The organism is Streptomyces sp. WAC04114, from assembly GCF_019733245.1.
Lineage (GTDB): Bacteria > Actinomycetota > Actinomycetes > Streptomycetales > Streptomycetaceae > Streptomyces > Streptomyces massasporeus_A.
In genome coordinates this window covers 105324-117933 of the sequence record NZ_JAIGQA010000003.1, presented here as the reverse complement: position 1 = coordinate 117933, position 12610 = coordinate 105324, and the positions used below count along the sequence as shown (strand labels likewise).

Here is a 12610-nt window from a genome sequence, read left to right as displayed (position 1 = left end):
CCGGAGCAGCGGGAGCGTCCACCGGCACGGGGGGTGCGGACGGGGCGGGGGGTACCGCGGTGCCCTCGTTCTCGGTGCTCACAGCTTCTCTCCTAGATCCACGGCTGTTTTCCGGGTCGCACTCGGTCACGCTTTTCCACGCCGGCCGACGGGTCCGGCGCGGTGCAGCTGTGCTTGTCCCTTTGTATGCCGTCAGCTTTTCCCACAGGCCGTCAGAGCACCATAAGCGGTGCCTGTGCGTCCGCAGCCATTCTTTATATAGGTCATTACTGGCTAAAAGGATGCAATCCCAATGCCTCCGTCCGGACCGATGTATCCGTCGAGTCCGTCCGACCGGACGCGTACCCGCACTCGGTGGCACCATGACGCGGTGACCCACGCACGACAGCACGTGATTCAAGTCGTCGCCCACCGCGGAGCCTCCGAGGACGCCCCGGAACACACCCTGGCCGCGTACACCAAGGCGATCGAGGACGGCGCGGACGCCCTCGAATGCGATGTGCGCCTCACCGCCGACGGCCACCTGGTGTGCGTGCACGACCGCCGGATCAACCGTACGTCCAACGGCCGCGGCGCGGTCTCCGCGCTGGAGCTCGCCGACCTCGCCGCCCTGGACTTCGGCTCCTGGAAGACGGGCGAGGCCTGGAGGGGACGCGACGAGGAACCCGACTGGGAGCACCGCCCGGAGGACCGCGAGGCTACCTCCGTCCTCACCCTGGAACGGCTGCTGGAACTCGTCGCCGACGCCGGGCGCCGGGTGGAACTGGCCATCGAGACCAAGCACCCCACGCGCTGGGCGGGCCAGGTCGAGGACCGGCTGCTGGACCTGCTGAAGCGGTTCGGCCTCGACACCCCGGCCTCCGCGGAGGAGTCACAGGTGCGGGTCATGAGCTTCTCCGCCCGCTCGCTGCACCGCGTGCGTGCCGCCTCGCCGACCCTCCCGACGGTCTACCTGACGCAGTTCCTCTCACCCCGGCTGCGCGACGGACGGCTGCCCCCGGGTGTACGGATCGCCGGGCCCTCCATCCGGATCGTGCGCAACCACCCCACGTACATCGAGCGCCTGAAGCAGGCCGGCCACCAGGTGCACGTGTGGACCGTGAACGAGCCCGGGGACGTCGACCACTGCGTCGGCCTGGGCGTCGACGCCATCATCACCAACCGCCCTCGCGCGGTGCTGGACCAGCTCGGCCGCTGACGGCCGACGCCTGCGCCCGTCTCAATTCACACCTCAATTCACACCAGAACCACGCACACCTCTTGACCCCACGCCCCGGCGGGCGGGATCCTCCCTTCTCGGCCACACCGATGATTTCCAGCCATGCGATTACAGGGAGTGCTCCGGCGCGTTCGATCCGTATTCGCTCAGGGTGAATGCGTCACCGGACGTGGATTGGCCGGTTTCCGGTACAGGCCAATGGGGCATCCACACCGTGGCGTGGGGCGAAGGAGGTCTCGGGGGTGGCGTTGGTGGTGGCACAGGAGGTGCCCACGTCGTCGAGCATGGCCGTACCCCATGGCCCTGCGGGCGTGGGGGAAGCGCGACACCGGATGCGTACGCAGCTGCGCAGAGGTGGCGTCGCGGAATCGGTCATCGACGACGCCGTACTGATCCTTTCCGAGCTCTTGAGCAACGCGTGCAAGCACGGCAGGCCGCTGGGCGACGCCCTCGCCGGTGACGGTGACGTCCGTGCCGCGTGGCGCGTGGAACCGGCCGGCCGGCTCGTCGTCGAGGTCACGGACGGCGGCGGCCCGACCCGCCCCGCCCCCGCGACCCCGTCGGTCACGGCGCACGGCGGCCGCGGGCTGAACATCATCACCGCGCTCGCCGACGACTGGGGCGTGCGGGACGACATCCGCGGCGAGGTCACCGTGTGGGTCATCGTCCATGACGACGTCCACGATCCGGACGCGGGCCACCGCCGCGACGACTTCGCCACACGCGTCATCGCCCCCGCGGTCTCCCGGATACCCGGGCTCGACTTCGCGGACGCCTTCGACGACATGGACTGAGAACCACGGGGACCGAGACCGGCAGGGGGCGGGAACGGCACGGGCCGAGACCGGCACGGGCCGAGACCGGCACGGGCCGAGAACGGCACGGGCCGAGACCGGCACGGGCCGAGACCGGCAGCGGCCGCGACCGACACGGGCCGAGACCGGCAGGGACCGAGCGCGTACGCGGCGCTGGACCGGGTGTTGTCCACAGGACCCCGTCGCCCCGGGCACGAACGGCTAGGCTCGCGAGCGTACGAGACAAGCCGTAACCGGGAGACCCATCGATGGCCAAGAAGCGACCCCAGACGAAGGCCAAGCGCCCGCAGACCACGGGCGGAGCCCGCACCGCAGGTGCCGATGGAGACGTTCCGGTCGTCGGCGCTCGCGAACCCTGCCCCTGCGGCAGCGGCCGCCGCTACAAGGCCTGCCACGGCCGGGCCGCCTCGCACGCCGCGACCGAGCTGGTGCACCGCCCCTTCGAGGGGCTGCCCGGCGAGTGCGACTGGGTGGCCCTGCGCGAGCTGGTCCCGGCGGCCACGGTCGAGCTGACCCTCAAGGACGGCCTGCCCGAGGGCGTCCCGGCGGTCACTCTGGCCACGGTCCTCCCCATGGCCTGGCCGGCGCTGCGCCGCGACGACGGCTCGGTCCTGCTCGGCCTGCAGAACGACACCTCGTCCGGCGACATCAGCCGCGACCTCGCCGACACCCTCCAGCGCGCCCTGGAAGCCGAGCCGGGCACACCCGTCCAGGGCCGCCGCGCCCCGGCCGACAGCCCGCGGCTGCAGGACCTGCTCGACCCCGAGGGCGCGTTCGAGCCAGAAGTGCACAGCGGCTTCGAGTTCTGGGTGCCGGACCCGGAGAACGCCACGCCCGACGTGACCGCCTCCCTGGAGCGGGCCAACGCCGCGGCCATCCCGACCGTCAAGCTCCAGGGCGTGGACGCCGCGTACTGGTGCGAGACGCCGGAGAAGAACCATCTGCGGTGGGTCATGCCGCATGCCGAGGAGCTGCTTCTGGACGCGCTCGCGCGGCTGCACGCCGCGGGCCGCTCCAGCCTCGGCGAGGGCACCCGCCTGGTGGGCTCCTTCCGCGCTCACGGACTCACGGTGCCGGTGTGGGACCTGCCCAGCGGGGCCACGGCCGACGACGTCGAGAAGCCGGCGGCGGAGTTCGCCGAGCGCCTCGCCGCCGCACTGGCGACGGACGCGCCGCTCACCGCGGACGAGCGCCGCGCCCGTGGCGGCCTCACCAACCGGCAGGTCACGCTCAGCTGACGCCCGCCCCGGCACCCGGTCGGCCGGACCACCGGCCGGCCGGGGTGTCGCGCCCCCGACGGATCACAACTCCCGTCGGGGACAAGCCAGTCGGTGACCGGAAAGGCGAGTTCGAATTTGCGAACCGCCGATCTCTTGTTACGGTTCGTGTAGCCCGGTTGCTGGTGCATCCCCCGTCGCCAGCAACCGGGCCTTTGCGTCTCCGCTTGCGCTCACCGAACGCAGCGGCTCGTCAACTGCCCGTTCTCACAGGTCAGTTGCTCCCCGAGCGCAGCAGCAACGGCCCCAGCTCGCCCCGCTCGGCGAACTCCGCGACGGCCGTGTACGCCGCCGGATTCCCACGTGCGGGCTCCCGGGGCGTCTCACAGGTCCCCGGCTCGTCCTCCGACCCCACGGCGCATGTCATGCGCACGTTCCGGTCGTCAGGACCCATCAGGCTCAGCACGGCGTCCAGCGCCTCGCCCGTCGCATTGCGGTAGTAGGTCCGCGCCCAGGTCTGCGCACCCTGCGTCACCACACAGGTCTGTGCCTCGATGCCGTCGGGGGAGGTGAGTTCGGGACCGCAGCGCACGGCGGTCGACAGCCCCTCGCCGAGCACGGGGAGAGGGGCGACGGCGGAGGGCTCCGAGGCCCCGGGCGCCTTGTCGTCGGCGCGCGGGGAAGGCCGCGGGGCACCGGAACCGGACACTCGGGCGTCGGGACCCACCGAATCAGCGGCATCCACCGAACCCACCGCGCCCTTGGAACCCATGGCGTCCTTGGATCCCACGGTGCCCTTGGGTCCCGCGGACCCGGTGGGCCCCGCGGACGCCGCCGCCAGCGGCAGTGCGATCGCGCACGCCGCCACGACGCCCGCGAGGGCGAGAAGTCTGGTCTTTCGGGAGTCCCGGGAGCGGCCCCGGGCATGTCGCCGCATGGTTCCGGAACTTAACGCGCCGGGGCGGGCGCCGGGCTCGGCGCGCCCGACGGCCCTACAACTCGGGCGCGCTCACACCCGTACGAGTGAGGGCTTCGACCACGGCGTCCACCACGGCCTCGACATCGGGCACCCACGGGGAGGCCGAGCCGGGCAGCGGCGCGCGCTCCCAGCGGATCTCGCCCCGACCGGTCTCGGACGGGGGGAGGGCAAGGTACCCGCCCTCGCTGTGGAAGCGGAGGGAGCCGGGCACGAAGTCCTTGGCGTAGAGCAGCTCGCCGAGCTGCTCCATGGAGTACGGCTTGACGAGGATCGCCCAGCGGGCGGGGGAGGCGACGACCGGGCCGAGCCGCATGCCCATCCGGTCGAGCGCCTTGAGGGCGCGGGCGGCCGGCAGCGCCGGCAGGGAGACCGCGCAGGGGGCCTGTCCGCCGGTGGCCAGGACGATCGGCGCCGTCGGCCGGTTGCCCCACCACCAGCGCACCATGCGTGCGTCGGTGGTGGCCGCGAGGAGAGCGGGGTCGAAGGGATGCGCGCCGGGCACCGTGCAATCGGGGTCGGGGCAGCTGCAGCGGGAGTGCCCCTGCGGGTCCGCCGCCACGCCCGGGAGTACGGGCCACCGCCACTGCGTCGCGTAGGTCAGGGCCGCGTCGATCAGCTCAGGCTTCCCGTCGCTGCGCTGGGACAAGAGCCTGCGTCGCCTTCCGAGGATCTCGCGCATGTGCGCTCGTTCCTTTCCGTTGCACGCCTGGCAACACCGTGGTCCGTCACATCATGTGTCGATCGCTTCACTGTGCGTACCTGTTGGCGCATCACACCCCTGCCTGAAGCAAGGGGAACCCCTATGGGTCGAGCTTTGGGCTGCCTCCGCGGCCGTCCCGCCCATACTGCGTCTGTCGAAAGCACGGGCGTGGCGTAGGGGTGGCGAAGTATGGCGTTTGCCGTCGCGCGTATTTCTCTCCGCCTCCGCCACGGGAGGATGGGGCACGGTCGTCGGTGGATAGGACGCCCGGTTCCGTCACCAGGTTCCGGGTGGTTCCCAACCACCCCTGGCCTTTACCGAGTACGTACCCATCACGACCGTTGTGACGCTCCGTCGAGCAAGCCCAGTCGACCGCAATAAGCCGTCCCCTGAGGCAGTTTTAAGCCAACTTTGCATTTCCGCAAGAGGAAGGGGAGTTGTTCCCTCGCACCTCACGGACACCAGGAATCCCGGCAGGACAATGCTGGACATCTCCTCACGAGTGCGTGTACATGTGGAGACACTGCTAGCGACGCAGAATGACATGGGGGTTTGCGATGCTTTTGAGCAGTACGTACCGGTTGGAAGGCCGGACGCCATGAACGCTCCGCACCCTCCGAAAGTGGCTGGAATCGATTCAACGGTTCCGGCACCCGCACACACTGTCGCGCCCGTGGCCGCGGCGTCGTCCCCGGCTTCCCCCGCACCTCCTCCGGCCCCTCCCGGCGCGGTCCTCCAGGACCGCCTCGCCGGCTGGGTCTCCGACCTCACCACCCTGCACGAACTCACCGAACGCCTGGCCCGCACGGCCACGCTCGACGAAGCGCTCCAGGAACTGCTGGGGGCCGGTGCCGCCCTGGTGGGTGCCCGGCGCGGCCTCGTCGTCCTCGAACCGGGCGACGGACTCGGCCCGGACACCACCATCGGCCTGGGTCTCGCCCGCGCCGATCTCGGCCACATCGAGACGGTGCCGCGCAGCGCCCTGTCCTACGGACGGATCCTCGAAGGCCTGCCGGGCGGCGAGGACGGCATCGCCGTGCCCGACCTGTTCGCGGAGGAGGGGCTCGACCCCCGCCACCGCGAGGTCGCCGCCCGCCTCGGCTACGCCGCCAGCTACGCCCTCCCCCTGGCCACCGACACCGCCGGCCGCCTCGGCGCCGCCGTGTGGCTCTACGACGAGCCCGCCGAACCGGGCGAGCGGCAACGCCACCTCGCCGGCCTCTACGCGCGCTACGCCGCCGAGCACCTGGCCCGGCTGCTCGAACTGGAACGCACGCGCTCGTCCATGGCCACGATGTCCGAGGAACTGCTGCCCGCGCGGCTGCCCCGGGTCGCCGGTGTCCAGCTCGCCGCCCGGCACCGCACCGGCCCGCGCGGCGGCGGCGACTGGTACGACGCGCTGCCGCTGCCCGACGCCGCCCTCGGCCTCGCCGTGGGATCGGTCACCGGCTCGGGCCCCAGCGCGGTCGCCGCGATGGGACGACTGCGGGCGTCGCTGCGCGCCTACGCCGTGATGGAGGGGGAGGACCCGGTCGCCGTCCTGAGCGACCTGGAGCTGCTGCTGCGGCTGACCGAGCCGGCCCGCTCGGCCACCGCCCTGTTCGGCTACTGCGAACCGGCCGCCCGCAAGATCACGCTGGCCGGCGCCGGGCACAGCCCGCCGCTGCTGATCGGACAGCGCCGCACGGAGTTCGTGGAGACGTCCGTCTCCGCCCCGCTGGGCATGCTCGCCTGCTGGGAGGCGCCGAGCGTGGAGATCCTCGCCGAACCCGGAGAGACGGTTCTGCTCTACACCGACGGGCTGCTGCACCGCGCCGGCGAGACCACCGACCGCGCCTTCGCCCGGCTGCACGCGGCGGCGGCCGGAGTGCCCCGGGCCCTGCGCGGCGACCCCGGCACGATCGCCGACCACGTTCTGCGCAGCGTGCTGCCGGACGGGCTGGACGCGGCAGAGGGTGCGGAGGACGTCGTGCTGCTGGCGGTGCGATTCGAGTAGGCCTGCTCGTCGTCCCTCGTCATGGGCCTGGGCCCGCTTCCGCGCCGCCGTACAGTGGAGGACGGTCCAGTGCCGTATCGAGGAGGATGACCGTGGCTGAGGAGCTCACCCCGGCAGTGCCTGATTCTGCTGCTGACGCAGCGGGCCCGGACGAGAGCGAAAAGCCGATCAAGCAGCGGAAGAACGGACTGTACCCCGGCGTGTCCGACGAGCTTGCCGAGAACATGAAGAGCGGCTGGGCCGACACCGAGCTGCGCGACCTCGAGCCCATCCCCCAGGCCGCCGAGACCGCCGCCCGCCGGGCCGCGCTCTCCGCGCGCTTCCCGGGTGAGCGCCTGGTGATCCCCGCAGGCAACCTGAAGACCCGCTCGAACGACACCGAGTACGCCTTCCGCGCCTCCGTCGAGTACGCCTACCTCACCGGCAACCAGACCGAGGACGGCGTCCTGGTCCTGGAGCCCAAGGAGGAGGGCCACGAGGCGACGATCTACCTCCTGCCGCGCTCCGACCGGGAGAACGGCGAGTTCTGGCTGGACGGCCAGGGCGAGCTGTGGGTCGGCCGTCGGCACTCCCTCACCGAGGCCGGGACGCTGTACGGCATCCCCGCCTCCGATGTGCGCGAGCTGGCCGGCGCCCTGCGCGAGGCCACCGGACCGGTGCGGGTGGTGCGCGGCTACGACGCCGGTATCGAGGCGGCCCTGACCGACAAGGTCACCGCCGAGCGCGACGAGGAACTGCGGGTCTTCCTCTCCGAGGCCCGCCTGGTCAAGGACGACTTCGAGGTCGGCGAGCTGCAGAAGGCGGTCGACTCGACCGTGCGCGGCTTCGAGGACGTGGTGAAGGTCCTGGACAAGGCCGAGGCGACCTCCGAGCGGTACATCGAGGGCACGTTCTTCCTCCGCGCGCGCGTGGAGGGCAACGACGTCGGCTACGGCACGATCGCCGCGGCCGGGCCGCACGCCTGCACGCTGCACTGGGTGCGCAACGACGGGGCGGTCCGCGCGGGCGAACTGCTGCTGCTCGACGCGGGTGTGGAGACGCACACGTACTACACGGCCGACGTGACCCGCACGCTGCCGATCAACGGGCGGTTCAGCGATCTTCAGCGCAAGATCTACGACGCCGTGTACGAGGCCCAGGAGGCCGGGATCGCGGCGGTGAAGCCCGGCGCGAAGTACCGCGACTTCCACGACGCCGCGCAGCGGGTGCTGGCCGAGAAGCTCGTCGAGTGGGGGCTCGTCGAGGGGCCCGTGGAGCGGGTGCTGGAGCTCGGGCTGCAGCGGCGCTGGACGCTGCACGGCACGGGTCACATGCTGGGCATGGACGTGCACGACTGCGCGGCCGCGCGGGTCGAGGCGTACGTGGACGGTGTCCTCGAGCCGGGGATGTGCCTGACCGTGGAGCCGGGGCTGTACTTCCAGGCGGACGACCTCACCGTGCCCCAGGAGTACCGGGGTATCGGGGTTCGGATCGAGGACGACCTCCTCGTCACCGAGGACGGCAACCGGAACCTCAGTGCGGCGCTGCCTCGGCGGTCCGACGAGGTCGAGGCGTGGATGGCCGCTCTCAAGGGCTGAGTGGTGTCCGCGGGTGTGTGGGGGCTGGTCGCGCTCCGCGGCGGAGCCGCACAGTGACTCGACCCCGCGCCCTTGCAGGCTCGAGGGCGTCCAGGAACAGGGCGCCTGCGAGCAGGGGTGCGCTGCCCCTCGGGGCCCAGGCGCGTTTCGTGAGGTCGGCGTCCAGGGCTGTCAGCGCCGCCGCGCCGGGCTCCGTCGCCGTACCGCCCGCGTCCAGGACACCGCGCGCGCCCGCCTGGACGCGGCGCAGCCCCATCGGCCCTGCCGTGTACAGCAGTTCCGTGTCCTGGAGGGTGGACATCACCGTGAGCAGGGCGTCCAGCCGGGCCTGGGGTTCGGTGGCGCCCTGACGGCGTGCTGTCGTGAGGGCGGTCAGGGCACGGCGGACGTGCGGAAAGCCCGCTCTGGCCTCTCCCCTCGCGCCGGCCGCGCCGTAGCGGGCCGACATCGTGGAACCGCGTGAGGGGTGGTGCGGGGCGCGGCGGTCCGGGTGGGCGGCCAGCTGCTTGGCCAGGACCGTGGTGTCGGCCGGTCCGGCTCCCGGCCGCAGTGCCACTGCCGCCACCAGCAGCCCGAGTGTCCACAAGGCTCCTCTGTGGCCGCCGCCCGCCAGCCCCACGGTGTGCTCTGTGGAGCGGCCGATCGCGCCCAGGTCCGCGCGGAGGCGGGGACCCGGCTCGCCCGTGCGTCGGGCTGTGGCGGCCATCGCCGTGAGGCCGGGGAGCAGTGCCTGAGCCGACCACCGCAGGTCACTGTGGTCCCGGCCTGTGCGCGCCCGCGGATCGGGCAGGCCCGGCTTGGGCGCCAGGGCCAGCTGCCCGACCAGGGCGTCGACGGCGGCCTGCGCGAGTACCTCGTCCTCACGGCCGTTCCCGTACTGCGTTCCCGTCATGGGCCGGGAATGTAGGGGTGCCACCCATGAGACGGATGAGTCCCGGCTGTGAGCCCCCTTTACATCGCCCCCTGGGGTACCTACCGCCCCTCCCAGCACACGTCCGACCGTTCGGTCAAGAAACAGCAGGTCAGCGCTAGTTGACGTATGAGATCATGGCCGACCTTGCCGGTCCGACTCGGGGAACAGGCGCGATCATCATGAAGAACGTATCGACGGCGCTGACCATGCAGGACGCCATCCTCACCCTCCAGAAGTACTGGAGCGACAACGGATGCATGATCACGCAGCCGCTGAACACCGAGGTCGGAGCCGGTACGGCCAACCCGGCCACGGCGCTGCGGGTGCTCGGCCCCGAGCCGTGGAGCGTCGCCTACGTGGAGCCGAGCGTGCGGCCCGACGACTCGCGCTACGGCGAGAATCCCAACCGGCTCCAGACCCACACCCAGTTCCAGGTGATCCTCAAGCCCGACCCGGGCAACCCGCAGGAGCTCTACCTGGGCAGCCTGCGCGCCCTGGGCGTCGACCTGAACGCGCACGACGTGCGGTTCGTCGAGGACAACTGGGCCTCGCCCGCCCTCGGCGCCTGGGGGCTGGGCTGGGAGGTCTGGCTGGACGGCATGGAGATCACCCAGTTCACCTACTTCCAGCAGGTCGGCGGCGTCGCCCTGGACCCGGTGTCGGTGGAGATCACCTACGGCCTCGAACGCATCCTGATGAACCTTCAGGGCGTGTCTCACTTCAAGGACATCGCGTACGCGCCGGGCATCACCTACGGCGAGGTGTTCGGGCAGAACGAGTACGAGATGAGCCGCTACTACCTCGACGACGCCGACATCGACACCAACCACCGGCTGTTCGAGTCGTACGCCGCCGAGGCCCGGCGCCTGCTGGACCTGGAGCTGCCGGTCCCGGCGTACACCTACGTGCTCAAGTGCAGCCACACCTTCAACGTGCTCGACGCGCGCGGTGCGATCAGCACCACCGAGCGGGCCAAGGCGTTCTCGCTGATGCGGGGTCTGACCCACGAGACGGCCAAGCTGTGGGAGCGGCGGCGGGCGGCGCTGGAACATCCGCTCGGGCGGGCGGCGGCGCCCGCTCCGGCCGCGCGGGCCATGCTGCCCAAGGTGCCCGGCGTCGAGACGCTGCTCTTCGAGATCGGCGTGGAAGAGCTGCCCTACGCCGACGTCCCCGCGACCACCGAGGCGGTGCGCGAGTCGGTCACCGCCAAGCTCGCAGCGACCCGGCTCGGGCACGGCGCGATCAACGTGCTGGCCACCCCGCGCCGGATCGTGATCACCGTCGACGGGGTGCAGCCGCGCGAGCGGGACACCATGAAGACCGTGCGCGGGCCCAAGGTCGCCGCCGCCTTCAAGGACGGCGCTCCCACCCCCGCGTTGCTGGGCTTCGCCCGCAGCCAGGGCGCCGAACCGACGGACGTGCGGATCGTCGAGGTCAACGGGGTCGAGTACGTGGCCCTGACCCGGCACGAGGAGGGCCGCCCGGCCGTCGAGGTGCTCAGCGATCTGCTGGCCGAGGTCGTCTCCGGGCTGCGGGCCGGACGCAACATGCGCTGGAGCGACCCGGGGCTGTCGTTCTCGCGCCCCGTGCGCTGGCTGCTCGCGCTGCTGGGCCGTACTCCCCTGCCCGTGGTGGTCTCCTCGCTGTCGGCCGGCGACACCACGCGGGTGCAGCGGCAGGCCCCCTACCCGGAGGTCCGGGTGACCTCCGCCGAGGGCTATCCGCACTTCCTGCACATGCACGGCATCCTGCTCGACCGGGACGCCCGGCGCGGCGCGGTCGTGCGCGGGGCCCTGGAGGCCGCCGCCGAGGTGGACGGGCGCATCGACGTCGAGGGCCAGGCCGGGCTGATCGACGAGATCACCGACATCCTGGAGTTTCCCTACGCCGTGCGGGGGTCGTTCGACGAGCGCTACCTCGAACTGCCCGCGAGCGTCCTTACCACCGTGATGCGCAAGCACCAGCGCTATCTGCCGGTGCTGGACGGCGACCGGCTCATGCCGCACTTCGTGACCTTCGCCAACGCCCTGTGCGACGACGACGTGGTGCGGGCGGGCAACGAGGCGGTGCTGCGGGCCCGTTACGAGGACGCCGCGTTCTTCTGGCGGGCGGACCTGAAGGTGGCGCCGGAGGAGTTCCGGCGGCGGCTGGACAAGCTGACCTTCGAGGACCGGCTGGGCACGGTCGCCGACCGTGCCGTCCGGCTCGCCTCCCTCGCCCAGGACCTGGCCGGACGGGCCGGGCTCCCGGAGGAGTCGGTGGAGGTCGTACGGCGGGCCGGTACGCTGGCCAAGTTCGACCTGGCCTCGCAGATGGTGATCGAGTTCTCCGGGCTGGCCGGGGTCATGGCCGAGGAGTACGCCCGCCGGGCCGGCGAGTCCCCGGAGGTCGCCCGGGCGCTGGCCGAGATGGAGCTGCCCCGGTCCGCCGGTGGCGCTCTGCCCGCCGGGGACGCGGGGGCCGTGCTGTCCCTCGCCGACCGGTTCGACCTGGTGACGGGCATGTTCCTGATCGGCGCCGCACCCACCGGGAGCTCCGACCCGTACGGGGTGCGCCGGGCCGCGATCGGGCTGCTCAACGTGCTGCGGAGCCTGCCCGCCGTGGCCGGGGTACGGGTGAGCGAGGGGCTGCGCGCGGCGGCCGTACGGTATGCCGCGCAGGGCGTCGAGGTGCCCGCCGAGCGGGTCGCCGAGGCCGCCGAGCTCATCACCCGGCGCTACGAGCAGCAGCTCACGGACGCCGGGCACGAGCACCGGCTCGTCCAAGCCGTCCTGGTCTGGGCCGACCGGCCCGCCCATGGCGATCGCACGCTGGCCACGCTGGAGCGGCATGTCGGCAGCGAGGCGTTCGAGGCGCTCGCCGCCGCGTTCCAGCGGGTGGTGCGCATCCTGCCCGAGGGCGGTGTCGAGGCGGCGGACGCGTCGCTGCTGACCGCCCCCGCCGAACTGCGCCTCGCCGAGAGCGCGCAGGCCGTGCGCCAGGCGTTGCAGGGCCGCGAGGACGATCTCGGCGCGCTGATCGAGGTCTCCGCCCCGCTGGTCGACGCGATCGGCGTGTTCTTCGACGAGGTACTGGTGATGGACCCCGAGCCCGCGGTCCGGGCGGCGCGGCTGGCGCTGCTGACGGAGGTGGCGGGGCTGGCGCGTACGACGCTGGACTGGAGCGCGCTTTAGGGCGACCGGTCACGGGCGGTG

The 12610-nt window shown here is 72.1% G+C and carries 9 protein-coding genes; 6 read left to right on the top strand and 3 right to left on the bottom strand.

Annotated features, from left to right (window positions below):
* The first annotated feature begins 370 nt into the window (after positions 1 to 370).
* The 3 genes from K4G64_RS02245 to K4G64_RS02235 all read left to right on the top strand — a co-directional run bounded on the left by K4G64_RS02245 (position 371) and on the right by K4G64_RS02235 (position 3272).
* Positions 371 to 1198, top strand: coding sequence for a glycerophosphodiester phosphodiesterase (locus K4G64_RS02245; protein ID WP_221754315.1), 828 nt, complete (start codon positions 371 to 373; stop codon positions 1196 to 1198).
* Positions 1199 to 1374: 176 nt separating this feature from the next.
* Positions 1375 to 2013, top strand: a complete 639-nt coding sequence (locus tag K4G64_RS02240; protein ID WP_221754314.1) for an ATP-binding protein — start codon at positions 1375 to 1377, stop codon at positions 2011 to 2013.
* Between the two features lie 269 nt (positions 2014 to 2282).
* Complete coding sequence (locus tag K4G64_RS02235; protein ID WP_221754313.1) at positions 2283 to 3272, top strand: DUF5926 family protein; 990 nt, start codon at positions 2283 to 2285, stop codon at positions 3270 to 3272.
* 253 nt (positions 3273 to 3525) lie between these two features.
* Here K4G64_RS02235 and K4G64_RS02230 read toward each other — a convergent pair whose 3' ends face one another.
* A complete protein-coding gene (locus K4G64_RS02230; protein WP_221754312.1) occupies positions 3526 to 4188 on the bottom strand; it encodes a hypothetical protein in 663 nt (220 codons plus the stop codon).
* Positions 4189 to 4243: 55 nt separating this feature from the next.
* Positions 4244 to 4909, bottom strand: a complete 666-nt coding sequence (locus K4G64_RS02225) for a bifunctional DNA primase/polymerase (protein WP_221754311.1) — start codon at positions 4907 to 4909, stop codon at positions 4244 to 4246.
* Between the two features lie 502 nt (positions 4910 to 5411).
* On the opposite strand from K4G64_RS02225, the gene K4G64_RS02220 reads away from it, so the two are divergent.
* On the top strand, positions 5412 to 6926 hold the full coding sequence (locus K4G64_RS02220) for a PP2C family protein-serine/threonine phosphatase (protein WP_221754310.1): 1515 nt from the start codon (positions 5412 to 5414) through the stop codon (positions 6924 to 6926).
* Positions 6927 to 7012: 86 nt separating this feature from the next.
* Positions 7013 to 8503, top strand: a complete 1491-nt coding sequence (locus K4G64_RS02215; protein ID WP_221754309.1) for an aminopeptidase P family protein — start codon at positions 7013 to 7015, stop codon at positions 8501 to 8503.
* Here K4G64_RS02215 and K4G64_RS02210 read toward each other — a convergent pair.
* Entirely contained in the window at positions 8493 to 9395 is a 903-nt protein-coding gene (locus K4G64_RS02210) for a triphosphoribosyl-dephospho-CoA synthase (RefSeq protein WP_221754308.1), read from the bottom strand. The two genes, K4G64_RS02215 and K4G64_RS02210, sit on opposite strands and share 11 nt — an antisense overlap.
* A 200-nt stretch (positions 9396 to 9595) precedes the next feature.
* Between K4G64_RS02210 and K4G64_RS02205 the strand changes: the two genes are divergently transcribed.
* Positions 9596 to 12589, top strand: coding sequence for a glycine--tRNA ligase (locus K4G64_RS02205; RefSeq protein WP_221754307.1), 2994 nt, complete (start codon positions 9596 to 9598; stop codon positions 12587 to 12589).
* The last annotated feature ends 21 nt before the right edge of the window (positions 12590 to 12610 follow it).

What these genes read in the sequence shown, in the direction of transcription:
- K4G64_RS02240 (WP_221754314.1), top strand. Translation starts at nt 1,375, where the DNA reads ATGCGTCACCGGACGTGGATTGGCCGGTTTCCGGTACAGGCCAATGGG.
- K4G64_RS02235 (WP_221754313.1), top strand. Translation starts at nt 2,283, where the DNA reads ATGGCCAAGAAGCGACCCCAGACGAAGGCCAAGCGCCCGCAGACCACG.
- K4G64_RS02230 (WP_221754312.1), bottom strand. Translation starts at nt 4,188, where the DNA reads ATGCGGCGACATGCCCGGGGCCGCTCCCGGGACTCCCGAAAGACCAGA.
- K4G64_RS02225 (WP_221754311.1), bottom strand. Translation starts at nt 4,909, where the DNA reads ATGCGCGAGATCCTCGGAAGGCGACGCAGGCTCTTGTCCCAGCGCAGC.
- K4G64_RS02220 (WP_221754310.1), top strand. Translation starts at nt 5,412, where the DNA reads ATGCTGGACATCTCCTCACGAGTGCGTGTACATGTGGAGACACTGCTA.
- K4G64_RS02215 (WP_221754309.1), top strand. Translation starts at nt 7,013, where the DNA reads ATGACCGTGGCTGAGGAGCTCACCCCGGCAGTGCCTGATTCTGCTGCT.
- K4G64_RS02210 (WP_221754308.1), bottom strand. Translation starts at nt 9,395, where the DNA reads ATGACGGGAACGCAGTACGGGAACGGCCGTGAGGACGAGGTACTCGCG.
- K4G64_RS02205 (WP_221754307.1), top strand. Translation starts at nt 9,596, where the DNA reads ATGAAGAACGTATCGACGGCGCTGACCATGCAGGACGCCATCCTCACC.